The organism is Ensifer sp. R1-3, assembly GCF_056739175.1.
On record NZ_CP096515.1, the window covers coordinates 435,144 to 459,382 of the forward strand.

19 protein-coding genes and 1 other RNA gene are annotated in these 24,239 nt (G+C 63.7%); 19 read left to right on the top strand and 1 reads right to left on the bottom strand.

The genetic code is table 11. The features are described from left to right. The first annotated feature begins 69 nt into the window (after positions 1-69). The 13 genes from rnpB (at position 70) to murB (ending at position 15,036) form a co-directional block, all read left to right on the top strand. An RNA gene (gene rnpB / locus M1D43_RS02110) (RNase P RNA component class A) lies at positions 70-467 on the top strand. A gap of 414 nt (positions 468-881) precedes the next feature. Continuing rightward, positions 882-1,322, top strand: coding sequence for a division/cell wall cluster transcriptional repressor MraZ (mraZ, locus tag M1D43_RS02115; RefSeq protein ID WP_010969752.1), 441 nt, complete (start codon positions 882-884; stop codon positions 1,320-1,322). Between the two features lie 14 nt (positions 1,323-1,336). Then, on the top strand, positions 1,337-2,362 hold the full coding sequence (gene rsmH / locus M1D43_RS02120; protein WP_153313814.1) for a 16S rRNA (cytosine(1402)-N(4))-methyltransferase RsmH: 1,026 nt from the start codon (positions 1,337-1,339) through the stop codon (positions 2,360-2,362). 6 nt (positions 2,363-2,368) lie between these two features. Beyond that, on the top strand, positions 2,369-2,764 hold the full coding sequence (gene ftsL / locus M1D43_RS02125; protein ID WP_003529141.1) for a cell division protein FtsL: 396 nt from the start codon (positions 2,369-2,371) through the stop codon (positions 2,762-2,764). Next, entirely contained in the window at positions 2,764-4,512 is a 1,749-nt protein-coding gene (locus M1D43_RS02130) for a peptidoglycan D,D-transpeptidase FtsI family protein (protein WP_153320590.1), read from the top strand. The genes ftsL and M1D43_RS02130 overlap by 1 nt, the downstream gene beginning before the upstream one ends. Before the next feature lie 165 nt (positions 4,513-4,677). Further along, positions 4,678-6,138: a UDP-N-acetylmuramoyl-L-alanyl-D-glutamate--2,6-diaminopimelate ligase gene (locus tag M1D43_RS02135; protein WP_153313393.1), complete on the top strand. Its 1,461-nt coding sequence runs from the start codon at positions 4,678-4,680 to the stop codon at positions 6,136-6,138. 1 nt (position 6,139) lies between these two features. After that, positions 6,140-7,573 (top strand): UDP-N-acetylmuramoylalanyl-D-glutamyl-2,6-diaminopimelate--D-alanyl-D-alanine ligase, encoded by a 1,434-nt coding sequence (locus M1D43_RS02140; RefSeq protein ID WP_153313394.1) that lies wholly within the window; start codon positions 6,140-6,142, stop codon positions 7,571-7,573. Positions 7,574-7,814: 241 nt separating this feature from the next. Then, entirely contained in the window at positions 7,815-8,915 is a 1,101-nt protein-coding gene (mraY, locus tag M1D43_RS02145) for a phospho-N-acetylmuramoyl-pentapeptide-transferase (protein ID WP_003529135.1), read from the top strand. A gap of 6 nt (positions 8,916-8,921) precedes the next feature. Further along, positions 8,922-10,313 (top strand): UDP-N-acetylmuramoyl-L-alanine--D-glutamate ligase, encoded by a 1,392-nt coding sequence (gene murD, locus M1D43_RS02150; RefSeq protein ID WP_153313395.1) that lies wholly within the window; start codon positions 8,922-8,924, stop codon positions 10,311-10,313. 57 nt (positions 10,314-10,370) lie between these two features. Further along, positions 10,371-11,525, top strand: a complete 1,155-nt coding sequence (ftsW, locus tag M1D43_RS02155) for a putative lipid II flippase FtsW (protein WP_003529129.1) — start codon at positions 10,371-10,373, stop codon at positions 11,523-11,525. 3 nt (positions 11,526-11,528) lie between these two features. Further along, the gene (gene murG, locus M1D43_RS02160) at positions 11,529-12,653 is read left to right on the top strand and encodes an undecaprenyldiphospho-muramoylpentapeptide beta-N-acetylglucosaminyltransferase (RefSeq protein ID WP_153313396.1); all 1,125 of its coding nucleotides are present in this window, start codon (positions 11,529-11,531) and stop codon (positions 12,651-12,653) included. Continuing rightward, positions 12,650-14,065: a UDP-N-acetylmuramate--L-alanine ligase gene (murC, locus tag M1D43_RS02165; protein ID WP_003529126.1), complete on the top strand. Its 1,416-nt coding sequence runs from the start codon at positions 12,650-12,652 to the stop codon at positions 14,063-14,065. The genes murG and murC overlap by 4 nt, the downstream gene beginning before the upstream one ends. Continuing rightward, positions 14,062-15,036, top strand: coding sequence for a UDP-N-acetylmuramate dehydrogenase (murB, locus tag M1D43_RS02170; RefSeq protein ID WP_010969746.1), 975 nt, complete (start codon positions 14,062-14,064; stop codon positions 15,034-15,036). Before murC ends, murB begins: the two co-directional genes overlap by 4 nt. Before the next feature lie 72 nt (positions 15,037-15,108). Here murB and M1D43_RS02175 read toward each other — a convergent pair whose 3' ends face one another. Beyond that, positions 15,109-16,419, bottom strand: coding sequence for an MFS transporter (locus M1D43_RS02175; RefSeq protein ID WP_003529121.1), 1,311 nt, complete (start codon positions 16,417-16,419; stop codon positions 15,109-15,111). Positions 16,420-16,820: 401 nt separating this feature from the next. On the opposite strand from M1D43_RS02175, the gene aqpZ reads away from it, so the two are divergent. The 6 genes from aqpZ (at position 16,821) to lpxC (ending at position 24,232) form a co-directional block, all read left to right on the top strand. Further along, on the top strand, positions 16,821-17,507 hold the full coding sequence (aqpZ, locus tag M1D43_RS02180) for an aquaporin Z (protein ID WP_003529119.1): 687 nt from the start codon (positions 16,821-16,823) through the stop codon (positions 17,505-17,507). A gap of 310 nt (positions 17,508-17,817) precedes the next feature. Then, on the top strand, positions 17,818-18,744 hold the full coding sequence (locus tag M1D43_RS02185; protein WP_153313397.1) for a D-alanine--D-alanine ligase: 927 nt from the start codon (positions 17,818-17,820) through the stop codon (positions 18,742-18,744). Then, positions 18,732-19,661, top strand: a complete 930-nt coding sequence (ftsQ, locus tag M1D43_RS02190) for a cell division protein FtsQ (protein ID WP_318853427.1) — start codon at positions 18,732-18,734, stop codon at positions 19,659-19,661. The genes M1D43_RS02185 and ftsQ overlap by 13 nt, the downstream gene beginning before the upstream one ends. Further along, positions 19,658-20,986: a cell division protein FtsA gene (ftsA, locus tag M1D43_RS02195; RefSeq protein ID WP_010969742.1), complete on the top strand. Its 1,329-nt coding sequence runs from the start codon at positions 19,658-19,660 to the stop codon at positions 20,984-20,986. The genes ftsQ and ftsA overlap by 4 nt, the downstream gene beginning before the upstream one ends. A gap of 94 nt (positions 20,987-21,080) precedes the next feature. Continuing rightward, complete coding sequence (gene ftsZ / locus M1D43_RS02200; protein WP_153313398.1) at positions 21,081-22,853, top strand: cell division protein FtsZ; 1,773 nt, start codon at positions 21,081-21,083, stop codon at positions 22,851-22,853. A 425-nt stretch (positions 22,854-23,278) separates the two neighbouring features. Further along, on the top strand, positions 23,279-24,232 hold the full coding sequence (gene lpxC, locus M1D43_RS02205) for a UDP-3-O-acyl-N-acetylglucosamine deacetylase (RefSeq protein ID WP_340086501.1): 954 nt from the start codon (positions 23,279-23,281) through the stop codon (positions 24,230-24,232). Positions 24,233-24,239 lie beyond the last annotated feature (7 nt).

Below are 24,239 nucleotides of genomic sequence, written 5' to 3' on the forward strand. Positions count from 1 at the left end.
AACCGCCGGACGGGGCGGCAGCGCCGATTTCTCTGGCGCTCGCTGCGCCGGTCGTTTAATGAGCCTCTGCCAGTTGGCCGGGCAGCCGCGCCTCGCAAGTGCCGAAAGGCCGCGGGGCGAGGAAAGTCCGGGCTCCACGGAAACACGGTGCCGGATAACGTCCGGCGGGGGCGACCCCAGGGAAAGTGCCACAGAAAGCAGACCGCTCCGCTTGCGGAGTAAGGGTGAAAGGGTGGGGTAAGAGCCCACCGCGGACATGGCGACATGGACGGCACGGCAAACCCCACCGGGAGCAAGACCGAATAGGGACGACACGGGCGCGCAAGCGCCCAGCCGGTTTCCAGGCGCGTCGTCCGGGTGGGTTGCACGAGGCTGCGCGCAAGCGCAGTCCCAGATGAATGGCTGCCAAGTTTCGTCTCTCCGGAGGCGGAGCCATACAGAACCCGGCTTACAGGCCAACTGGCTTTTTTCTTTGCAGCGCTCCTGCGGCAAAGCACGTCTCCTGAATTTCCCTGGTTCCTGCGAATCACGCCTGCGAGGTTTGCCGCACCTCACCGGCGTGGCTCGCTTTTGCGCACGATTCCAAGGGATTAGGGTTCGGATCGTAACCCTTTGTTAAACTTAACAACCTATCAATATTTGATCATCCGCAAGGCTGGTTACGAGCTTCTCCCATTGACGCCCATTTGGTCCCATGTTATCCCATAATGGTACTGCGCAAGGGCCGTGCAATGGCCCGCCATCGCGAAATTCGAGGCTTCCGTCGATGGAAGGATCAGGCGGGCACGCACGTGCCCGGCGGGGGATCTTTGCGCGGTCGTGCGAGTGTATGTGCGGGCCGATGATCGTGGCCCGTCAATCGGGGGCGGCCGTTTCGCGTCATGAACCGCTTCTTGTCACATGTTACGAACCGGATCGATGCCAAGGGGCGGGTCTCCGTCCCTTCGGTCTTCCGTGCCGTGCTTTTGGAGGCGGGCGTGCGGGAGTTATACTGTTTTCAGGACTTCGTCTTTCCGGCGATCAGCGTCGGCGGACCGGAGCTTCTGGACCGGTTCGAGAAGCAGATGGCCGCCGAGGATCCGTTTTCGGATGCGGCCAACGAGATGTCGCTCCTTGTTCATGGGGGCGGGGTCTATGTGAAGCTCGACCCGGAGGGCCGGTTGATGGTGACGGATTTCATCCGCGACTTCACCGGCATCTCGAACGACGTGACCTTCGTCGGGCGGGGCGATCATTTTCAGCTCTGGGATCCGCAGGCGTTTGCGAGGGCGCAGGCGGAGGCCAGGGAAGGGCGCAAGCAACGGGGGCTGCGTTCGCAATAGAGTGGAGAGGCGGAATGGTGACGGATCAAGGCGGCGGAACTTCTGAAGCCGACGGCGGACCGGTTCGCCACATTCCCGTCCTCCTGAAGGAAGTTCTCGCAGCTCTGGACCCCGCTCCCGGCAAGATCATTCTCGACGGCACCTTCGGCGCCGGCGGCTACGCATCCGCCATTCTCGATGCCGGTGCCGACGTCGTCGCGCTCGACCGCGATCCGACGGCGATCGCCGCGGGGCAGTCCATGATGCACGCCAGCGGCGGGCGGCTGAAGCTCGTTCATTCCCGTTTTTCCGATCTGACCGAGCATGCGCCGGCACAAGGGCTCGACGGCGTCGTGCTCGATATCGGCGTCTCTTCCATGCAGATCGACGAGGCGGAGCGTGGCTTCTCCTTTCAGAAGAAGGGGCCGCTCGACATGCGTATGTCGGCCGCCGGCGTTTCCGCCGCCGATGTCGTCAATCGCGCGAAGGTGTCGGACCTCATCCGCATCTTCGGCTTCCTCGGAGAGGAAAAGCAGGCGGGGCGGATTGCGCGTGCCATCGAAAAGCGCCGCGCCGAGACGCCGTTCGAGACGACCCGCGATCTCGCAAATCTCATCGAGACGGTTACGCCACGCAAGGCCAAGGACAAGATCCACCCGGCAACGCGCGTCTTCCAGGCGCTGCGCATCTTCGTCAACGACGAGCTGGGCGAACTCGCCCATGCCCTGTTTGCGGCCGAGCGGGCTCTGAAACCCGGCGGCCGGCTTGTCGTCGTTACCTTCCATTCGCTCGAAGATCGAATCGTAAAGACGTTCTTCCAGGATCGCTCCGGCAAGGCGGGCGGCTCCCGCCATCTGCCGCTGGTGACGGCGCGCGCCGCAACCTTCACGCCAGTCGGCAAGCCTATGGTTGCGGCAAGCGAGGAGGAGGCGTCCCGCAATCCTCGTGCCCGGTCCGCGAAGCTGAGAGCGGGTGTCCGCACCGAGGCTCCGTCGCCGGGCGCCGATCTTTCGATTTTCAATCTGCCGGAACTGGCGAGCCTTGCAAGGCTGGGGGGCTAGAAGACGATGCTCAGAACGCTCGATATTGTCCTGATCGTCATCATGACGGCGGCCGCGACGGTCACCTACACGATCAAGCATAAGGCCGAGAACAAGCTCGAAGAAGTGCGCAGGCTCGATGCAGCGATAAAGCTCGAAGAGGACACGATCGATCTGCTCAAGGCCGACTGGGCGCTTCTGACCCAGCCGAACCGGCTGGAGAGGCTGGTGACTGTCTTTGCAGCCGACCTGCAACTCGCGCCGACCCCCTCGACGCAGCTGGCGCGGCCGGAGGAACTGCCGATGCTGAGGGCCGATCTGCCTCCTTCCGAAGAGGACAAGAAGGCCAAGGACAAGGCGGCTGACAATATCGCCGCCGTCATCGAGGCAGATAATATCGCAACAGGTTCGGTGGCGCGCTGATGTCGTTTCTCTCTCGTATCATGGTGCTGAAGAGCAAGGCGCATTTTTCGGCGGGCGGCAATAATCGCCCCGCCGACAGCGGGCTCAACGTCACTTTCGAAGGAACGCGCAAGAAGAGCGCAAGCCGGGCGAAAAGCCGGGTCGCGATCATCATCGCCAGTTTCGGCCTCGTCTATGCGGTGATCGGAGGGCGCCTCGTCCAATACGGTCTCGCGCAGCCGGAAACGGTTTCCTCGATCGGCCGCGCCGACAGTCTCATGGCCTCGCGGCCGGATATTCTCGACCGCAACGGAGAGGTTCTCGCAACCGATATCCGTACCGTCTCGCTCTATGCGGAGCCGCACAAGATCGTCGATGCCGACGAGGCGGTGGAGCGTTTGGCGACGGTGCTTCCCGATCTCAACGCGCGCGAGATCTACAACAAGCTCAAGTCGAATTCGCGCTTTCAATGGCTGCGCCGACAACTGACGCCGAAGCAGCAGAGCGAAATACTCGCGCTCGGCATCCCCGGCATCGGCTTCCGCCCGGAGAAGCGGCGCTTCTATCCGGGCGGGCCGACTGCCGCCCACATTCTCGGTCACGTCAACATAGACAACCGCGGCGTCGCCGGCATGGAGCGCTACATAGACGAGCAGGGCCTCGCCGATCTTGCGGCGATCGGAATGACCAGCGATGCCAAGCTCGAACCGGTCAGGCTTTCGATCGACGTGCGCGTACAGAACATCGTGCGCGACGTCATCGACGCGGGCATGAAGAACTACCAGGCGATTGCCGCCGGTGCCGTCGTGCTCGACGTCCATACCGGCGAGGTGCTGGCCATGGCCTCCGTGCCGGATTACGACCCGAACAGGCCTGCGGAAGGCGCAGAAGAGGGCTGGATGAACCGCATGTCGAACGGCACGTTCGAGATGGGCTCCACCTTCAAGACCTTCACCATCGCCATGGGCCTCGACTCCGGCAAGGTGACGCTCAACGACAGTTTCGATGCGACGGCGCCGATCCGCATCGGCGGCTTCACGATCAAGGACTTCCACGGCAAGCGCCGCGTGCTGACAGTGCCGGAAATCTTCCAGTATTCCTCGAATATCGGCACCGCCAAGGTCGCCGACCTGATCGGCATTCCGGGCCACAAGGAGTTCCTCACCCGGATAGGCCTGCTGACGAGGCTTCCGACCGAACTGCCGGAAGTCAAGGCGCCAAGCCAGCCGCGCGAGTGGAAGAAGATCAACTCGATCACGATCTCCTTCGGCCACGGCGTTTCGACGACGCCGCTGCAGACGGCGGTCGCAGGTGCCGCGCTGGTCAATGGCGGCAAACTCATCCCTCCGACCTTCCTGCCGCGCAGCGAGGAAGCGGCGAGCGAACTCGCGAGCGCCGTGGTCAAGAAGAGCACCAGCGAAGACATGCGCTATCTGCTTCGCTGGAACGGCATTGCCGGTTCCGGCAAGCGGGCGCTCGTTCCGGGTTTCAATGTCGGCGGCAAGACCGGCACGGCCGACAAGGTCGTCAACGGCCGCTATGCCAGCGACCTGAACTTCAATGCCTTCCTTGCGGCGTTTCCGATCGACGATCCCAAATACATGGTGCTGACCTTCATCGACGCGCCGAAGACCGGCGAAGGCGGGGGACGCACGGCCGGTTCGAATGCCGCCCCGATGGTGCGCGACATCATCAGCCGCTCCGCTCCGCTGCTCGGCGTGGAGCCGAAATTCGGAGAAGACGGTTCTGCCTTGCTTGTGTCTTATTGACCGTGAAATGAAAGGCGGACGATTCGCGATTCCGCTGCATGGCTCCCTGAAGCGGAGTCGATTCAAGGACGAGACCATGCTGCATTCAAAGTGTTACAGCGACCTTTGCGCGTCTGAAAAGACGCACGGCGCTATTGGATCATATCGATGTGAGACGTGCAGTTCATGAAGATCACGGATCTGGCGGGATCGAGTTTCCCGGAACTTTCGGCGCAGCTGAAGGGCGACGCCGCGACCATCGAGATCGGCGGCATCACGGCCGATAGCCGGCAGGTCAAGCCCGGCGACCTCTTCGTCGCGGTCGCCGGATCGAAGGCGGACGGGGCTGCCTACATAGCGGACGCGCTGTCTCGCGGAGCTTCGGCGGTCGTCGCCGGAACCGGCACCCCGGCAGAAGCGGGTGCGCCCGTCTTTGCGATCTCCGACCCGCGCAGGTTCCTTGCAAAAGCGGCATCCAGCTTCTACGGACGCCAGCCGGAGACGATGGTGGCGGTCACGGGTACGGCCGGAAAGACGTCCGTTGCCTCCTTCACCCGGCAGATATGGGCGCATAGCGGCTTCTCGGCGGCGATGATCGGCACCACGGGGGTCGTGGCGCCCGGCCGCACCGAATACGGCTCGCTGACGACCCCCGACCCGGTATCCCTGCACAAGCTGCTTGCCGAACTTGCCGATGAGGGCGTGACCCATGCGGCAATGGAGGCTTCGAGCCACGGGCTGGACCAGAGGCGGCTGGACGGGGTCGAGCTCGCGGCCGCCGCCTTCACCAATCTCGGCCGCGATCACATGGATTACCATCCGACTGTCGAGCACTACATGGCCTCCAAGATGCGCCTCTTCGGGGCGCTCCTGCCGAAAGGTTCGCCGGCGGTGATCTTCGCAGACGACCAATGGTCCGCCGAGGCGATCGCTGCCGCTCGCAAGGCAGGCCACGATGTGCGCACCGTCGGGCGCAACGGCGATTTCATCGCGCTGAAGCGCGTCGAGCACTTCCGCCACAAGCAGTCGGCGGAGGTTCATGTCGGCGACGACATCTACGAAATTCACGTGCCGCTCGCCGGTGATTTCCAGATCGCCAACGCGCTCGTTGCCGCGGGCCTCGCAATGTCCACCGGGATCACCGCAAAGGCGGCATTCTCGGCGCTGGAGAGGCTGCAGGGCGCTTCGGGGCGCCTGGAGCTCGTCGGACAGACGAAGGACGGCGCGCTTGCCTATGTGGATTACGCCCACAAGCCAGACGCACTCGCAAACGTGCTGGAGTCCGTGCGTCCCTTTACCACCGGCCGGGTCGTGGTGGTTTTCGGGTGCGGCGGCGACCGGGACAAGGGCAAGCGCCCGATCATGGGAGAGATTGCCAGCCGCCTCGCCGACGTCGTGATCGTCACCGACGACAATCCGCGTTCGGAAGTACCGGAAGTGATCCGTGCCGAGATCATGGCCGCGGCCAAGGGGGCTACGGAAATCGGCGATCGCGCCGAGGCGATCCGCGCGGCTGTCGGCATGCTGAAGACCGGCGATACGCTGATCGTTGCCGGAAAGGGGCATGAAGAGGGGCAGACGGTCGGTTCCGTGACGCTGCCTTTCTCCGACCACGCGGAGGTCCGCAAGGCACTGGGAGGTCTTTGATTTGAACTGGCTCTGGACAAGCAGCGATCTTCTGGCCGCGATGAACGGCCGCCCGGTCGGAAACCTGCCGGAAGGTATCACCGGCATTTCGATCGACAGCCGCACGATCGGCGACGGCGAGGCCTTTTTCGCGATCAGGGGCGATCGCGTCGACGGCCACGACTATGCCGGTATCGCGCTTGCAAACGGAGCCGCGCTCCTGGTCGTCAGCGAAGCGAAGCTGCCGGCGCTCGGGCGCCTGATCGCCCCGATGATCGTCGTCGACGACGTGCTGGAGGCGATGATCCGGCTCGGTTGCGCGGCACGCGACCGCAGCGCGGCGAAAATCATCGCCGTCACGGGATCGGTGGGCAAGACCACCACGAAGGAGATGCTGAGGCACGTGCTGTCGCCCCTCGGCCGGGTCCACGCCTCCGTGGCGTCCTTCAACAATCACTGGGGCGTGCCGCTGACGCTTGCGCGCATGCCGGAGACGACCGATTTCGGGGTCTTCGAGATCGGGATGAACCATGCGGGCGAAATTCTGCCGCTGACACGGATGGTTCGTCCGCATGTGGCTGTTGTGACCAGCATTGCCGCCGCCCATCTCGGCAATTTCACGAGCCTGGACGAGATCGCGGCGGCCAAGGCCGAAATCTTCGAAGGCGTGGTCAATGGAGGTCATGCGGTCATCAATCGGGACAGCGCGCAATACGATCTCCTCGAAAGGGCGGCTGCCGCGGCCGGGGTGAGCGATGTCCATTCCTTCGGCGCAAATCCGAGATCGGAATTCCGTCTGGCCGAGTTCGCCGGCGGAGCGGAAGGCTCGGTGCTCTGGGCCGGCATCGGAGGCAGAACGCTTGAAATCGCGATCGGCGCCCCCGGGCGCCATATCGCGGAAAACGCCTTGGCGGCGATCGCCGCGGCGACGCTGGCAGGCGCGGATACCGACCGCGTCGCCGCGTCGTTTGCGACCATGCAGCCGGAAAAGGGCCGGGGGCTGCGGCATCGCCTCAGGATCGGCACCGGGCACCTCACCGTGATCGACGAGAGCTACAACGCCAATCCCGCGTCGATGCGGGCGGCGATCTCGCTTCTTCGCGACGCCGAGCCGGCGCCCGGCGGGCGACGCATCGCCGTTCTCGGCGACATGCTGGAAATGGGCGAGCATTCGGCGGCTGTTCATGCGGCGCTTGCGGGACCCGTTGTCGAGGCGGGTATTGCCGATGTCTGGCTGGCCGGACCCGAGATGGCCCATTTGCGCGACGCTCTGCCGCCGGAGGTATCCGTCGTTCATCGAGATGTGGTGGGCGATCTCACGGCCTACGCCCTCGGCGCGGTTTCGGCCGGCGACGTCGTGATGGTCAAGTCTTCGAAAGGCACCGGTTGCGCAAAGATCGTCCAGGCGCTTCTCGATGCCTATCCGCAGGAGACGGCCGGAGCAGGGGAAGTATAGGGACGTTGCCACCGCTGCATGTTTCCTCGAACCGGAACCGGTTTACGGAAGAACATGCGGCAACTGAAAGCGTGACGGCGGCTCTTGTACGCCCGAAAGGGTGCGCGGCGCCGCAGTGCTGGTGGATACGGCCTTCGGCCAGGGGAAATGGCCTAACATAGTCGAACGCAAGCGGGTATCTTCTGGCAGATGATTCTGTTGGACGATGTCCGATTATAAACTTCTGGGGGAAAGGTCCCTTATGCTGATCTGGCTTGTGGAACTGGCGGACCACTTTCAATTCTTCAATCTCTTTCGCTACATCACCTTCCGTACGGGGGCGGCTCTCTTTACCTCTGCCTTGATCGTGTTCCTGTTCGGCCCCGCCATGATCGCCTCGTTGCGCATCCGCCAGGGCAAGGGCCAGCCGATCCGCGCCGACGGCCCCCAGACGCACTTCAAGAAGGCCGGTACGCCGACCATGGGCGGGTTGATGATCCTGACCGGCATCGTGGTGTCGTCGCTGCTCTGGGCCGATCTGTCCAGCATCTACGTCGTATCGACGCTTCTGGTGACGCTCGGTTTCGGCGCGATAGGCTTCTACGACGACTATCTCAAGGTGACGAAACAGTCGGAAAAGGGCTTCTCCGGCAAGGCACGACTCGGCATCGAGTTCGTGATCGCCGCCGTTGCCGTCTTCTTCATGATGCAGGCGGCGCTTTCCGCAGGGGCGGCGGGTTCCACCTTCGGCTCGTCGGTGACCTTTCCCTTCTTCAAGGACCTGATGCTCAATCTCGGATATTTCTTCGTGCTGTTCGGCGGGTTCGTCATCGTCGGCGCGGGAAATTCGGTAAACTTGACCGACGGCCTCGACGGGCTCGCGATCGTTCCCGTTATGATCGCGTCGGCCGCATTCGGGCTGATCGCCTATCTTGCGGGTAACGCCGTCTTCGCCAATTACCTGCAGATCCATTTCGTGCCCGGCACCGGCGAACTCGCGGTGATCCTTGGCGCCGTGATCGGCGCGGGACTCGGCTTCCTGTGGTTCAACGCACCGCCTGCCGCGATTTTCATGGGCGATACGGGTTCGCTCGCGCTCGGCGGCCTGATTGGCACCGTGGCCGTCGCGACCAAGCACGAGATCGTCATGATCATCATCGGCGGGCTCTTCGTCATCGAGACGCTGTCGGTCATCATCCAGGTCTTCTGGTTCAAGCGCACCGGGCATCGCGTGTTCCTGATGGCGCCGATCCACCATCACTTCGAGAAGAAGGGCTGGACGGAAAGCCAGGTGGTGATCCGTTTCTGGATCATCGCAGTGATCCTCGCAATGGTCGGCCTCTCCACGCTGAAGCTGCGGTGAGCCACGATGATCCCGGTCACCTCACTCAAGGGCAGGAAGGTCGCACTCTTCGGGCTAGGCGGCTCGGGCCTCGCTACGGCTCAGGCACTCGTTTCGGGCGGCGCAGATGTCGTGGCGTGGGACGACAATCCTGACAGCGTCGCCAAGGCTGCTGCGGCCGGAATAGCCACCGCTGACTTGCGCGGCGCCGACTGGCATGCCTTCGCCGCCTTCGTGCTTTCGCCCGGCGTTCCGCTGACGCATCCGAAGCCGCACTGGAGCGTCGATCTCGCGCATCAGGCCGGCGTCGAGATCATCGGCGATGTGGAGCTCTTCGTGCGTGAGCGGCGCAAACACGCGCCCGATTGCCCCTTCATCGCCATCACCGGCACCAACGGCAAGTCCACGACGACGGCGCTGATCGCCCATATCCTCAGGACAAGCGGGCGCGACACGCAGCTCGGCGGCAATATCGGCACCGCGGTGCTGACGCTGGACCCGCCGAAAGCAGGGCGCTTCTATGTCGTCGAATGCTCATCCTACCAGATCGACCTTGCGCCAACGCTCGACCCGACCGCCGGGATACTGCTCAACCTGACGCCGGATCACCTGGATCGCCACGGCACGATGCAGCACTATGCGGACATCAAGGAGCGTCTGGTGGCGGGGAGCGGAACGGCGGTGGTCGGCGTCGACGACAGCCTCTCGAGCCTGATCGCCGATCGGGTGGAGCGGGCAGGAACAAAGGTCGTGCGTATATCGCGCCGCCATCCGCTGGCCCAGGGCGTCTATGCCGAAGGCTCGGCGCTGATGCGTGCGCAGGACGGGGCATCGTCGCTCTTTACCGACCTCGCCGGGATCCAGACGCTGCGGGGAGGGCACAATGCCCAGAACGCTGCGGCTGCGATCGCCGCCTGCCTGGCGGTCGGCATCTCCGGGAAGGATATCGTCGACGGCCTCAGGAGCTTTCCGGGCCTCAAGCACCGGATGCAGCCGGTTGCGAAGAAGGGCGAGATCGTCTTCGTCAACGACAGCAAGGCGACCAATGCAGAGGCTGCAGCCCCGGCGCTTTCGAGTTACGACAGAATCTACTGGATCGCCGGCGGACTGCCGAAGGAGGGCGGCATCACGTCCCTGGCGCCGTTCTTCCCGAAGATCGTCAAGGCCTATCTGATCGGAGAGGCGGCACCCTCCTTCGCCGCGACACTCGGCGAGGCAGTGCCCTACGAAATCTCCGGGACGTTGGAAAAGGCGGTTGCGCACGCGGCAGCGGATGCGGCGCGGGACTCGCAAGGTCCTGCGGCCGTGATGCTTTCTCCGGCTTGCGCAAGCTTCGACCAGTACAAGAACTTCGAGGTGCGCGGAGATGCCTTCGTCGGCCATGTGGCGGCGCTCGAGGGCGTGAGCATGCTGATCTGACGGCTCCGGCCGGTAGTGGATGTTGGCGCACTAGGCGCCGGGAAAGGGGACAGACTGATGGTAAGCCGAGCCGAACGTGGCCCCGTGGCCGACTGGTTCTGGACGATCGACAGATTTTTTCTCGCCGCCTTCATCCTGCTGATGGGCGTGGGCTTCATGCTCTCCTTCGCCGCAAGCCCCCCGGTCGCCGAACGGCTCGGCCTCGACAGCTTCCACTTCGTCAAGCGCCATGCGCTCTTCCTCCTGCCGTCGCTGGTGGTGATGGTCGGCATCTCCTTTCTCTCGCCGCGACAGGTGCGGCGCACGGCGATCATCCTGCTCGTGATTTCCACGGCGATGATGGTGCTGGCTCTGTTCTTCGGCCAGGAGGTCAAGGGTTCCAGGCGGTGGCTGTCGCTCGCCGGCATTTCGATACAGCCCTCGGAATTCATGAAGCCCGCCTTTGTCGTGGTCTGCGCCTGGCTTTTCGCCGAACATGCACGGCAGCCGGAAATTCCCGGCAATCTGCTTTCGATCCTCCTCTTCGGTATCGTCGGGGCGCTCCTCGTCGCCCAGCCCGACCTCGGCCAGACCATCCTCACGACGGTGGTCTGGGGCGGCATGTTCTTCATGGCGGGCATGCCATGGCTCTGGATCATCGTGCTCGCGTCGGTGGCGATAGGCGGGTTTTTCGCCGCCTATTCCATCCTGCCTCACGTCGCCGGCCGCATCGACCGGTTCCTGACCGGAGAAGGCGATACGTTCCAGGTGGATACGGCCCGCGAGGCGATCATTCGCGGTGACTGGTTCGGCCGCGGCCCGGGCGAGGGCGTGGTGAAGCGCATCATTCCGGACAGCCATACGGACTTCATCTTCTCCGTCGCTGCGGAGGAGTTCGGCATCGTCTTCTGCATGGTCGTCGTCGTGATTTTCGCCTTCGTGGTTATGCGCGGCCTCAATCATGCCTTCCGTGAGCGCAACGATTTCAACCGGTTCGCGGTTGCCGGGCTGGTCCTGCAAATCGGCATTCAGTCGATGATCAATATCGGCGTGAATCTGGAGCTGCTTCCGGCCAAGGGCATGACGCTCCCGCTGATTTCCTATGGCGGGTCGTCGATGGTGGCGATCTGCGTGACAGCGGGATTCATTCTGGCACTGACGCGTCATCGGCCCGAGAAGCGTGCCGTCGAGCGCAGCCTCTTTCGATCGGGCGTCGGAGTGCCGGCGGAGTGAGACATGGATAAAGGCATCATTCTTCTTGCCGCCGGCGGGACCGGCGGGCACCTCTTTCCAGCCGAGGCGCTGGCGTATGAGCTGAAAGCGACGGGTTATTCCGTGCATCTGGTGACGGACAGCCGTGCCGAACGCTTCACGGGGAAGTTCCCGGCCGACGAGATTCATGTCGTGCCGTCGGCGACGATCGGCTCGAAGAATCCGGTGAAACTCGCCCGGTCGGTGTGGAAGCTCTGGACGGGTCTGAGGGCGGCCCGGCGACTGATTGCCAGGCTTAAGCCCAGGGCCGTCGTCGGCTTCGGCGGCTACCCGACGGTGCCGCCGCTGCTTGCGGCCACGGGCATGGGCATTCCGTCCATCATCCACGAACAGAACGCGGTGATGGGCCGCGCCAACAAAATGCTCGCATCGCGGGTCAAGGCCGTCGCCGGCGGCTTTCTTCCGGAAGGCACCGGAGCCTTCGCGGCAAAGACCGTGGCGACCGGAAACCCTGTGCGCCCCGCGGTACTGAAGGCTGCCGGGGTTCCTTATGCGGCGGCTGCCGGCGATGCGCCCTTTCATCTCGTGGTCTTCGGTGGCAGCCAGGGCGCGCAATTCTTCTCGAAAGCGGTGCCGCAGGCGGTCTGCCGGCTCGACGACGCGCTGCGCCAGCGGCTGAAGGTGACGCAGCAGGCCCGGCCCGAGGACCGGGAAGGCGTCATCGCGGTCTACGAGAAGCTCGGCGTTCCCGCTGAGGTATCCCCCTTCTTCACCGACATGGCCGGTCGGATCGCTTCGGCGCAGCTCCTTATCTGCCGCTCGGGCGCTTCCACCGTTTCGGAAATCTCGGTCATCGGACGACCGGCGATCCTGGTGCCATATCCCTACGCTCTCGACCACGACCAGGCAGCCAATGCCGCCGCACTCGCCGCGAAAGGCGGGGCGCGCGTGATCGCTCAGGTGGAGCTCAGCGCCGAGCGTCTCGCCGGCATCCTTGCGGATGCGATGAGCAACCCGGATGCGCTGGCGCAGATGGCGGCTGGCGCCCGCCAGACCGGCAAGCCGGATGCCGCGCGCTTGCTTGCCTTGCTGGTAGAGGCTATTGCCAGCGGCTCGACAGTCGCGAAGTTCAAGGAAACACGCTCATGAAGATGCCGAAGACGATCGGGCTCGTACATTTCATTGGTATCGGCGGCATCGGCATGAGCGGTATTGCCGAAGTCCTGCACAATCTCGGCCATCGCGTCCAGGGTTCCGACCAGGCCGACAGCGCCAATGTGCAGCGTCTGCGGGAAAAGGGCATCAGCATCTCCATCGGGCACAAAGCGGAAAATCTCGGCGATGCCGAGGTGGTCGTCGTCTCGACGGCGATCAAGAAGGACAATCCCGAGCTCATCGCTGCGCGCGAGAAATTCCTGCCGGTCGTGCGCCGGGCCGAGATGCTTGCCGAGCTGATGCGCTTCCGCAATGCGATTGCGATCGGCGGGACGCATGGCAAGACGACGACGACCTCGATGGTCGCCGCCCTGCTCGATGCGGGCGGCCTCGATCCGACGGTGATCAACGGCGGCATCATCAACGCCTACGGCACCAATGCGCGCATGGGCGCCGGCGAATGGATGGTGGTCGAAGCGGACGAATCCGACGGCACGTTCCTGAAGCTGCCGGCCGACATCGCGGTCGTCACCAATATCGATCCCGAACATCTCGACCACTACGGCAGTTTCGACGCCGTGCGCGCGGCCTTCCGGCAATTCGTCGAGAACGTGCCCTTTTACGGATTTGGCGTGCTGTGTCTCGACCATCCGGAAGTCCAGTCCATGGTCGGCAAGATCGAGGACCGGAAGGTCGTCACCTACGGCGAGAACCCCCAGGCCGACGTGCGCTTCCACAATATCCGCATGGACGGTGCGACCTCCATCTTCGATATCGAGATCCGCCGCCGCCGCACGGGCCAGGTGATCGAGATCAAGGATCTCAGGCTGCCGATGCCCGGACGCCATAATGTCTCGAACGCCACGGCTGCCGTAGCGGTCGCACAGCGGCTCGGCATCAAGCCCGAGGACATTGCGAGGGGTCTTGCCACCTTCGGCGGCGTCAAACGCCGCTTCACGCTGACGGGCGAATGGAACGGCGCGCGCATCTTCGACGATTACGGCCACCATCCGGTCGAGATCAGGGCGGTCCTGAGGGCGGCGCGGGAGGCGTGCCAGGGGCGCATCGTCGCGGTTCACCAGCCGCATCGCTATTCGCGCCTGTCGAGCCTCTTCGAAGACTTCACCTCCTGCTTCAACGACGCCGATACGATCCTGCTCGCTCCGGTCTATGCGGCCGGCGAGGAAGCCATAGAGGGCGTCAGTTCGGAAGCGCTTGTCGACCGCATCAAGGCTGCCGGCCATCGCGATGCCCGCCACGTCCCCGGACAGGAGGCACTGGCGCCTGTTATCGCGAAGATTGCGCAGCCGGGCGATTTTGTGGTTCTCTTGGGAGCTGGCAGCATTACCTATTGGGCCGCGGCCTTGCCCAAGCAGCTCGCGGAAATTTCAGGAAATCGAGCATGAAACAGGTCAACGGTCAGAAACTTCTCGATTCGCTCGGAAGCGGCGTCGCTGCAATCCGCGGACGTCTCACGCCCGATGCCCCGATGGACCGCGTCACCTGGTTTCGTGCGGGTGGTCTCGCCGAACTCATGTTCCAGCCGCACGACACCGACGACCTCGTCGCCTTCCTGAAGCTGGTGCCCGAAGAGGTGCCGGTGATGGTCGTCGGCGTGGGCTCAAACCTGCTCGTGCGCGACGGCGGTATTCCGGGCGTCGTCATCCGGCTTTCTGCGAAGGGCTTCGGCGATCTCGAACTCGCCGGTGAAAACCGCATCAAGGCGGGCGCGATCTGCCCGGACAAGAACATCGCCGCCATGGCGCTCGACCATGGCATCGGCGGCTTCTACTTCTATTACGGCATTCCCGGTTCGATCGGCGGGGCACTCCGCATGAACGCCGGCGCCAATAGCGGCGAGACCAGCGAACGCGTCGTCGAGGTCCATGCCGTCGACCGCAAGGGCAACCGGCATGTCCTGAGCAAAGCGGAGATGGGCTATGGCTACCGCCATTCCGGCGCGGCCAAGGAGCTGATTTTCACGCATGCGATCTTCGAGGGTTATGCGGAAGACAAGACCAAGATCCGCACCGACATGGACGCCGTGCGCCAGCATCGCGAAACGGTGCAGCCGATCCGCGAGAAGACCGGCGGATCCACCTTCAAGAACCCGGACGGCCATTCGGCCTGGAAGCTGATCGACGAGGCCGGCTGCCGCGGGATGATGATCGGCAATGCCCAGATGTCGCCGCTTCACTGCAATTTCATGATCAATACCGGACAGGCGACGGGCTACGAGCTCGAATATCTCGGTGAGACCGTGCGCCAGCGGGTGATGGAGCATTCCGGCGTCAAGCTGGAATGGGAAATCAAGCGGGTCGGCAATTTCATGCCGGGCTACGAAATCAGGGAATTCCTCGGCCGCGCCACGGCCTGAGCCGAAATCAGGACCAAAGAAAAGGGCCGCGACGGTCATCCGCCGCGGCCCTTTTTTCAGGATTATTCCATCTCAGCCCGAGACCTCTTCCTCGTTCGAAAGAAGCAGGCAGACGAGCGTGATCGAAGCCGCCGCCAGCAGATAGTAGCCGACATGGCCGAGGCTGTAATTGGTCGCGAGCCAGGTGGCGATATAGGGCGCCAGCGACGCGCCGAAGATGCCGGCGAGGTTGAAGGTCATCGAGGCTCCGGTATAGCGCACCGCGGTCGGGAAGGGGGCCGCCAGTGCGGCGCCGATCGGCCCGTAGGTGAGGCCCATCAGGCCGAGGCCGACGATCGAGAAGACGAAGGCCCCGCCGAGACCGGACGACAGGAGCGGTGCCATGAAGAGGCCGAAAACGCCGATCCCGATCGTCGTCAGTACCAGCACGAGACGGCGGCCGAAGCGGTCCGAAAGGATGCCGGAGACGGGGATCATCAGGCCGAAGAAGACGACGCCCGTCATCTGTACGAGGAGGAACTGTTCGCGCGAATAGCCGAGCTTGGTCGTGCCCCAGGAGAGCGAGAAGACGGTCATCAGATAGAACAGGACGAAGGTCGCGAGCGCCACGAAGGTGCCGAGTACGAGGCTTCGCTTGTGCGAGCGGAAGATCGCGGCGACCGGCACCTCGACGCGCTCGTGCTTGTCGATCGCCTTCTGGAATTCCGGCGTTTCGGTGATCTTCAGGCGGACATAGAGGCCGACGATCACGAGCAGCACGCTGGCGATGAAGGGAACGCGCCAGCCCCAGGCGAGGAAGGCCTCTTCGCTCATGACCTCGCCGAGGATGAGGAAGGTTCCGGCCGACAGGATGAAGCCGATCGGCGCGCCGAGTTGCGGGAACATGGCGTACCAGCTCCGCTTGCCTTCAGGCGCATTCTCGGTGGCGAGCAACACCGCGCCGCCCCATTCGCCGCCGAGGCCGAGGCCCTGGCCGAAGCGGCAGAGGGCAAGCAGCAGCGGTGCCACGACGCCGATCGTCGAATAGGTGGGCAACAGGCCGATGACGACCGTCGAGATGCCCATGGTCATCAGCGCGGCGACGAGCGTCGCCTTGCGGCCGATCCGGTCGCCGAAGTGACCGAAGATCACGGCGCCGAGCGGGCGGGCGAAGAAGGCGATCGAGAAGGTGGCGAGGGACTGCAGCATTGCCGAGGTCGGATCGGCTGCAGGGAAGAAGAGGTGCGGGAAGATGATCACCGCTGCGGTCGCATAGACATAGAAGTCGAAGAATTCGATCGTCGTGCCGACGAGGCTGGCGAACAGCACCCGGGCAGGGGAGTTCACGGCCTGCCGATGCAACGCACCATCCTGCGGCGACAGCGAGGTTGTCGCGTCTGTCATTGGTTCGTTCCTGGAGCAATTTGCGGGAAAGCGAGTAACTCTCCCCGCCGGAATTGCGTAGTTTCATAGGGTTAGATCAGTTCGCTGTCCGATGGACACAATCAAACGATCTGGCGGTCATGCCGTCTTGGGAGGCGGGCGGCCGGTTCTTAGCGCAAGTTTTCACATCGAGAAAGCCTGATTTCGTAAGAAATGCGAACTAAATGCGCTTGCCGGCGAAGGAATATTCCACCGGCATATCGCCGCCCGTGTGCTCGATCAGCCGGCATTCCCGCCTACGCGAATTCATTGTCTTCCCGTATTGCGGGCATCGCCTGAAAATACATCTCCCGCTTGACGGGAATCGAATACTGGAGAACTCTCGCCGGCGAAGCGTTTTGCTTCGGTTCGGGGGAATATTCATGTTCAGGAAGCTCTCTGTGGAATTTCTCGGTACTTTCTGGCTCGTTCTCGGCGGGTGCGGCAGCGCCGTGCTTGCCGCTGCCTTCCCGGAGGTCGGCATCGGCCTGCTTGGGGTCTCCTTTGCCTTCGGCCTTACGGTGCTGACCATGGCCTATGCGGTCGGCGGGATTTCGGGCGGTCATTTCAATCCGGCGGTATCGGTCGGGCTTGCCGTTGCCGGCAGAATGCCGCCGGCAAGCCTCGTCGGTTACATCCTCGCGCAGGTCGCCGGCGCGATCGCCGCAGCTGCCGTGCTCTACGTGATCGCCAGCGGCAAGGCCGATTTCCAGCTTGGCGGTTTTGCCGCCAATGGCTACGGCGAACACTCGCCGGGCGGTTATTCGTTGACGGCGGCGCTCGTCACCGAGGTCGTCATGACCGCCTTTTTCCTGCTCATCATTCTTGGCTCGACGCATAGCCGTGTGCCTGTGGGCTTCGCGCCCATCGCCATCGGCCTGGGGCTGACCTTGATTCACCTCGTCTCGATCCCGGTCACCAACACCTCGGTCAATCCGGCGCGTTCGACCGGACAGGCGCTGTTCGTCGGCGATTGGGCGATTTCCCAGCTCTGGCTCTTCTGGGTCGCGCCGCTGATCGGTGCGGTCATCGCCGGAATCGTATGGAAGATCGTCGGCGACGATAGCTAGGTCGAGAGAGATAGCGCGACGCAAGACCTTGTAGAGCCCGCCTGCACACGCAGGCGGGCTCTACCTTTCCTAAGATTATTTCCCTTGCAAGCCACAGAAAGCTCTGATTCAGCTAGGAAATCTTGTCTCTGGTTGATTCTTGACGGGTGTCGCCGAAGCGCGTTTCGCGGCGAGAGTTAACCAAAGTAAACACTTCATTAACCATAATGTCGTTGTAGTGGTTCTACGCGGCGGTCTCGCGAATCGCGGCTTCGAAATCAGCCAGATGCAAGCAAGCTTCGCGATAGTGGCGTATTGTTTGGGGGTTTGAATGAGCAGCAAGCATGTTGCTGTCCTGTTGGGCGGATTTTCCTCGGAGAGGCCGGTGAGCCTGTCTTCGGGGACTGCTTGCGCGGATGCCCTGGAGGCCGAAGGCTATCGCGTCACGCGCGTCGATGTCGGTCGCGACGTCGCGGCGGTTCTTCAGGAATTGCGTCCGGATGTCGTCTTCAACGCGCTTCATGGGCCGTTCGGCGAGGACGGGACGATCCAGGGCATTCTCGAATATCTCGAGATTCCCTATACCCATTCGGGCGTTTTGGCCTCGGCGCTGGCCATGGATAAAGACCAGGCAAAGCATGTCGCCAAGGCTGCCGGCATTCCGGTTGCCGAAGCCTTGGTCATGGACCGGCGCAGCTTCGGCAATCAGCACCCGATGAAGCCGCCTTACGTGGTGAAGCCGGTCCGCGAGGGGTCGAGCTTCGGAGTGGTGATCGTCAAGGAGGATCAGTCGCATCCGCCTCAGGTGATCACCTCGAGCGAGTGGCGCTACGGCGACCGCGTCATGGTCGAGCGCTATATTGCGGGGCGCGAATTCACCTGCGGTGTCATGGGCGATGCAGCCCTCGGCGTCACTGAAATCATTCCGCAGGGGCACGCCTTCTACGATTACGACTCGAAATACGTAAAAGGTGGTTCGAAGCACGTCATACCTGCACAGATTTCACCAAATATTTACCAAAAAATACAAACACTGGCGTTGAAGGCGCATCAGGCGATCGGTTGCCGCGGCGTCAGCCGGTCCGACTTTCGTTTCGACGATAGTGGGGATGGTGAGGGCGAGTTGATCTGGCTCGAGATCAACACCCAACCCGGCATGACCCCAACATCCCTGGTGCCCGAAATGGCGCAGCATGCTGGCCTTCAGTTCGGTGAATTTCTCAGGTGGATGGTGGAGGACGCGTCGTGCTTGCGCTGAGGGGCAGAAGGGGCAAGAGGGTTCGTTACCCGGCCGGCGGTGTCGCCGAGGCGGATGAAGCGTTCGTCCTGCCGCGGCCGCTGCGCAGGGGCGTGCGCTTTCTGATCAGCCTTGGCGCCGGTCGAATCCGCTTCCCGAATCATACCGGAACAGTAGCCGCCGCAGCTTTCATGGTGGCGACGGGCCTCTATGGCATGTCGCTCGGCGGCCATACGCAGAGCTTCGCGCAGGTCTCGACGACTGCCGCCGGCTTCGCGATCGAGGACGTCCGCGTCTCCGGCAACGCGCAGACCTCCGAGATCGACATCCTCCAGCAGCTCGGCCTGGACGGCACGACCTCACTGGTGGCGCTCGATATCGAGGAGGCGCGTCGGCTGATCGGCGAACTGCCCTGGGTCGAGACCGTCACGGTTCGCAAGGTCTATCCGGGTACGATCGAGGTCGTTCTCAAGGAGCGCGAAGCCTTCGGTATCTGGCAGCACGGATCGGATCTCTCGCTCATAGAGCGCAGCGGCAGCGTCATCGCGCCGCTCAGGGACAACAAGTTCGCCAGCCTGCCGCTTTTCGTCGGCCGCGATGCGGAGACGGCGGCGGCCGCGTTCTACGACGAGTTTTCCCGCTGGCCGGAGTTCCGCTCCCGCGTCAAGGCCTTCGTGCGCGTGGCCGGGCGCCGCTGGGATCTGCGGCTCAACAACGGCGTCGTGGTGAAGCTTCCCGAAAAGGATGTTGCCCGCGCGATGAGCGTGCTCGCCGGTATGCAAGACACGCATCAGTTGCTCGAGCGCGACATCGCCGCCGTCGATCTCAGGCTCGAAGACCGCACGACCGTACAGTTGACGCCGGAAGCTGTGAAGCGCCGGGAAGTCGCACTCAAGGCGAGGGAGAAGATGCTGAAAGCCCAGGAGAAGCGGATATGAGTCTGTTCGGATCCGCCAATTTCGGCCTTCCGCGTCTGAAGCCCTTGCCCTCGAAGCGGTCGCATGTCGTGTCGGTGCTCGATATCGGCTCGACCAAGGTGGTATGCATGATCGGCCGCCTGACGCCGCGTGCCGAGAGCCAGATACTGCCCGGGCGCACGCACAGCATCGAGGTCATCGGCATCGGTCACCAGAAGTCGCGGGGCGTCAAGAATGGCGTCATCGCCGATCTCGACGCGGTCGAAAGCGTCGTCCGGCTTGCGGTCGATGCAGCCGAGCGCATGGCGGGACTGACGATCGACAGCCTCATCGTGAATGTTTCCGCCGGCCGCCTGCAGAGCGACGTCTATACCGCGACGATCGATCTCGGCGGGCAGGAGGTCGAGGCGAACGATCTGAAGAAGGTACTCGCTGCCGCGGGGCACCAGTCGCTGCGCACCGACCGCGCCATCCTGCACTCTCTGCCGACCGGCTTCTCGCTGGACGGCGAGCGCGGCATCCGCGACCCGCTGGCGATGTTCGGTGACGTTCTCGGCGTCGACATGCATGTGCTGACGGCGGAGCGGCCCGCACTGAAGAACCTCGAGCTCTGCGTCAATCGCGCTCACCTCTCGGTCGAGGGCATGGTCGCGACGCCTTATGCCAGCGGGCTTGCGGCACTCGTGGATGACGAGGTCGAGCTCGGATGTGCGGCCATCGACATGGGCGGCGGTACGACGACGATCTCGGTTTTCGCCGAAGGCAAGCTCGTCCATGCGGACGCGGTCGGCCTTGGCGGCCACCACGTCACGACCGATCTGGCGCGCGGCCTGTCCACCCGCATCGAGGATGCCGAGCGCCTGAAGGTCGTGCACGGTTCGGCGCTTCCGAACAGCGCGGACGAGCGCGATATCATTTCGGTTCCGCCGATCGGCGAAGACGACCGCGACCAGCCGACGCACGTGCCGCGCGCTCTGGTCTCGCGCATCGTTCGCGCTCGCATCGAAGAGACGCTGGAACTCATACGCGACCGCATCCAGCGGTCCGGTTTCAGCCCGATCGTCGGCAAGCGCATCGTATTGACGGGGGGAGCCAGCCAGCTGACCGGTCTGCCGGAAGCGGCGCGGCGCATTCTTGCACGCAATGTCCGCATCGGCCGCCCGCTCGGCGTATCCGGCCTGCCGGCCGCTGCCAAGGGCCCGGCCTTCTCCACGGCCGTCGGGCTGATGATCTACCCTCAGGTCGCCGACCTCGAGACGCATGCCGCCGGCAGCGGCATGTTCTCCACCCTCGGCGGCAACAGCCGTTTCGCCCGGATGGGGCAATGGCTGAAAGAAAGTTTCTAGATCGCTCGGCATATCGCCGGACGAGACAGGTGTTCGAGTTTGAAGGAATTGGCCGGCTCGGCAAGGCGGCCAGGGAAAGAGAAGGAACAGGACTATGGCCATCAACTTGCAGAAGCCGGACATTACCGAGCTGAAGCCGCGTATCACGGTCTTCGGCGTCGGCGGCGGCGGCGGCAACGCCGTCAACAACATGATCACCGCCGGGCTCCAGGGCGTCGATTTCGTCGTCGCCAACACGGATGCCCAGGCACTCACCATGACCAAGGCCGAGCGGATCATCCAGATGGGTGTCGCCGTCACCGAAGGTCTTGGTGCCGGCTCGCAACCGGAAGTCGGCCGTGCGGCCGCTGAAGAATGCATCGACGAGATCATCGATCACCTGCAGGGCACGCATATGTGCTTCGTCACCGCCGGCATGGGCGGCGGCACCGGCACGGGCGCTGCTCCGATCGTCGCCCAGGCTGCCCGCAACAAGGGTATCCTCACCGTCGGCGTCGTCACCAAGCCCTTCCATTTCGAAGGCGGGCGCCGCATGCGGATCGCCGACCAGGGTATTTCCGATCTTCAGAAGTCGGTCGACACCCTGATCGTCATCCCGAACCAGAACCTCTTCCGCATCGCCAATGACAAGACGACCTTCGCGGACGCCTTCGCCATGGCCGACCAGGTTCTTTATTCCGGCGTCGCCTGCATCACCGACCTCATGGTCAAGGAAGGCCTCATCAACCTCGACTTCGCCGACGTCCGTTCGGTGATGCGCGAAATGGGCCGCGCCATGATGGGTACGGGCGAAGCCTCCGGCGAAGGCCGCGCAATGGCCGCTGCGGAAGCCGCGATCGCCAACCCGCTGCTCGACGAAACCTCGATGAAGGGCGCTCAGGGCCTGCTTATCTCCATCACCGGCGGCCGCGACCTCACGCTCTTCGAGGTGGATGAGGCTGCCACGCGTATCCGCGAGGAGGTCGATCCGGACGCCAACATCATTCTCGGCGCGACCTTCGACGAAGAGCTCGAAGGCCTCATTCGGGTTTCCGTCGTCGCCACCGGCATCGACCGCACGGCCGCGGAGGTGGCCGGCCGCTCCGCCGACTTTCGTCCGGTAGCGCCGAAGCCGATCGTCCGCCCGTCCGCCGCCGTTCCGGCTCAGCCGCAGCCGACTGTCTCGCTGCAGCCGGCGCCGCAGCCGCAGCCGGTGCAGCCGCCGCTCCAGCAGCAGAATGTCGACCACATCGCGCTCGCCATTCGCGAAGCCGAAATGGAGCGCGAGCTCGACATCGCAGCGCGCGCCCAGGTCGCCGCACCGGCACCGCAGCCGCAGCCCCACCTCCAGGAAGAGGCCTTCCGTCCGCAGAGCAAGCTCTTCGCCGGCGTCGCTCCGGCGGAGGCCGCACCGGTCATGCGGCCGGCGCAGCCGGCACCGCGCCCGGTCGAGATGCAGGCGCCCGTCCAGCCGCAGATGCAGGCGCAGCCGGTCCGGCAGGAGCCCACCCAGGTCGTGCGGCAGCAGGCCGAGCCGGTACGCATGCCGAAGGTCGAGGACTTTCCGCCGGTCGTGAAGGCAGAAATGGACCACCGGACGCAGCCGGCGCCTGCGCATCAGGAAGAACGCGGGCCGATGGGACTCCTGAACCGGATCACCAGCTCGCTCGGGCTGCGTGAACGGGAAGCGACGAATGTCTCGTCCGACATGACCGCCGCGGCACCAAGCGCCGCCTCGCAACAGCGCCGGCCGCTTTCGCCGGAAGCCAGCCTCTATGCGCCGCGTCGCGGCCAGCTCGACGATCACGGTCGCGCTGCACCGCAGATGCGGTCGCATGAAGACGATCAGCTCGAAATCCCGGCGTTCCTGCGTCGCCAGTCGAGCTGATACCTACGGCGCCGTGCGTCCGATCGGACGCGCAACGTCGCCGTAGTACTTTCAGTCGCCGCAGTTTTTCCTGAGCCGGCTCCGGTTCAGGGAAACATGCGGAGGCTGTTCCTTCACCTTGCCGATGCCCGGGCGCCAGCCCGGGCATTTTTCGATTTTTTACGCGAAATCAGAAGCTTATTAATTGCATTGCGCGCATATGAATTGCGTAACAAAACGAAACGAACAGTGATTTGGAATGGTGCCTCCAAACTCTTATTTTCATGATCGGAATTGGGGACGCATACGATTCGATCGGGCGCTGTTAGTTCGAAGACGAGATTTCCGCCGGCTGCGCGGGGTCCCGGTACTTCGTCTTGTGTCTTGAGCAGCGTGGCACCCTTTAGGATTTTGGCCGAAGGCCGCCTTGATTGAAAGTGACGAGAATGGGAATCGAACTGCTCGGGTTTCAGACGACGATCGCAAACCCGATAACCCTCAAGGGAATTGGCGTTCACTCCGGTGCGGAAGTCGAGATCACCTTCCAGCCGGCCGATGCCGACGCCGGGATCGTGTTCCAGCGTGTGCTTGCCGGCGGCCGGCTGAGCGAATTCCGGGCCGTCTCGTCGCAGGTCGGCAACACCGATCTGTGCACCGTCCTTGGCCTCTCGCCGGCAACCTCGATCGCGACGATCGAGCATGTCATGGCGGCGATCTATGCGCTCGGCCTCGACAACTTGTTGATCGAGGTGCATGGCGCTGAAATGCCGATCATGGACGGCAGCTCAGCCCCCTTTATCGAGGCGATCGAGCAGGCAGGTATTCATTCGCTTGCCGAGAAGCGCCGCTATATCCGCATTCTCAAGCCGGTGCGCATCGAATCGGGCGCTTCCTGGTCGGAATTCACGCCCTATGACGGCATGCGCTTCGAAGTCGAGATCGACTTCGATTGCCCGCTGATCGGCCGTCAGGCATGGAAGGGCGACATGACGCCTTCCGTTTTCAAGCGGGAGCTGTCGCGGGCGCGTACCTTCGGCTTCATGCGCGATGTGGAGCGCCTCTGGGCAGGCGGTTTCGCGCTCGGCTCGTCACTCGAGAACTCTGTGGTAATTTCGGACGACAACACGGTCATCAATGTCGAGGGCCTGCGGTATACGGACGAGTTCGTCCGCCACAAGACGCTCGATGCCGTAGGCGATCTTTCGCTGGCGGGTGCTCCCTTCCTCGGCTGCTACCGCTCCTATCGCGGCGGGCACCGGATGAATGCCAATGCCCTCAAGGCATTGCTCAGCGATCCGACCGCCTATGAGGTGGTGGAAACGGCAACGCCGCGCCAGCGCACCCGTTCGCGGGACATGGTGGCGGTTGCCGCACCGGGCTTTGCGCCCTGGTCCGCCTGACGGCATA

Excerpts from the sequence above, each read along its gene's own strand:
- ftsA (WP_010969742.1), top strand. The coding sequence starts at position 19,658 with ATGAGTCTGTTCGGATCCGCCAATTTCGGCCTTCCGCGTCTGAAGCCC.
- M1D43_RS02135 (WP_153313393.1), top strand. The coding sequence starts at position 4,678 with ATGAAGATCACGGATCTGGCGGGATCGAGTTTCCCGGAACTTTCGGCG.
- ftsZ (WP_153313398.1), top strand. The coding sequence starts at position 21,081 with ATGGCCATCAACTTGCAGAAGCCGGACATTACCGAGCTGAAGCCGCGT.
- M1D43_RS02130 (WP_153320590.1), top strand. The coding sequence starts at position 2,764 with ATGTCGTTTCTCTCTCGTATCATGGTGCTGAAGAGCAAGGCGCATTTT.
- aqpZ (WP_003529119.1), top strand. The coding sequence starts at position 16,821 with ATGTTCAGGAAGCTCTCTGTGGAATTTCTCGGTACTTTCTGGCTCGTT.
- murC (WP_003529126.1), top strand. The coding sequence starts at position 12,650 with ATGAAGATGCCGAAGACGATCGGGCTCGTACATTTCATTGGTATCGGC.
- M1D43_RS02175 (WP_003529121.1), bottom strand. The coding sequence starts at position 16,419 with ATGACAGACGCGACAACCTCGCTGTCGCCGCAGGATGGTGCGTTGCAT.
- M1D43_RS02185 (WP_153313397.1), top strand. The coding sequence starts at position 17,818 with ATGAGCAGCAAGCATGTTGCTGTCCTGTTGGGCGGATTTTCCTCGGAG.
- ftsW (WP_003529129.1), top strand. The coding sequence starts at position 10,371 with ATGGTAAGCCGAGCCGAACGTGGCCCCGTGGCCGACTGGTTCTGGACG.
- mraY (WP_003529135.1), top strand. The coding sequence starts at position 7,815 with ATGCTGATCTGGCTTGTGGAACTGGCGGACCACTTTCAATTCTTCAAT.
- murD (WP_153313395.1), top strand. The coding sequence starts at position 8,922 with ATGATCCCGGTCACCTCACTCAAGGGCAGGAAGGTCGCACTCTTCGGG.
- mraZ (WP_010969752.1), top strand. The coding sequence starts at position 882 with ATGAACCGCTTCTTGTCACATGTTACGAACCGGATCGATGCCAAGGGG.
- murB (WP_010969746.1), top strand. The coding sequence starts at position 14,062 with ATGAAACAGGTCAACGGTCAGAAACTTCTCGATTCGCTCGGAAGCGGC.
- murG (WP_153313396.1), top strand. The coding sequence starts at position 11,529 with ATGGATAAAGGCATCATTCTTCTTGCCGCCGGCGGGACCGGCGGGCAC.
- lpxC (WP_340086501.1), top strand. The coding sequence starts at position 23,279 with ATGGGAATCGAACTGCTCGGGTTTCAGACGACGATCGCAAACCCGATA.
- ftsL (WP_003529141.1), top strand. The coding sequence starts at position 2,369 with ATGCTCAGAACGCTCGATATTGTCCTGATCGTCATCATGACGGCGGCC.
- rsmH (WP_153313814.1), top strand. The coding sequence starts at position 1,337 with ATGGTGACGGATCAAGGCGGCGGAACTTCTGAAGCCGACGGCGGACCG.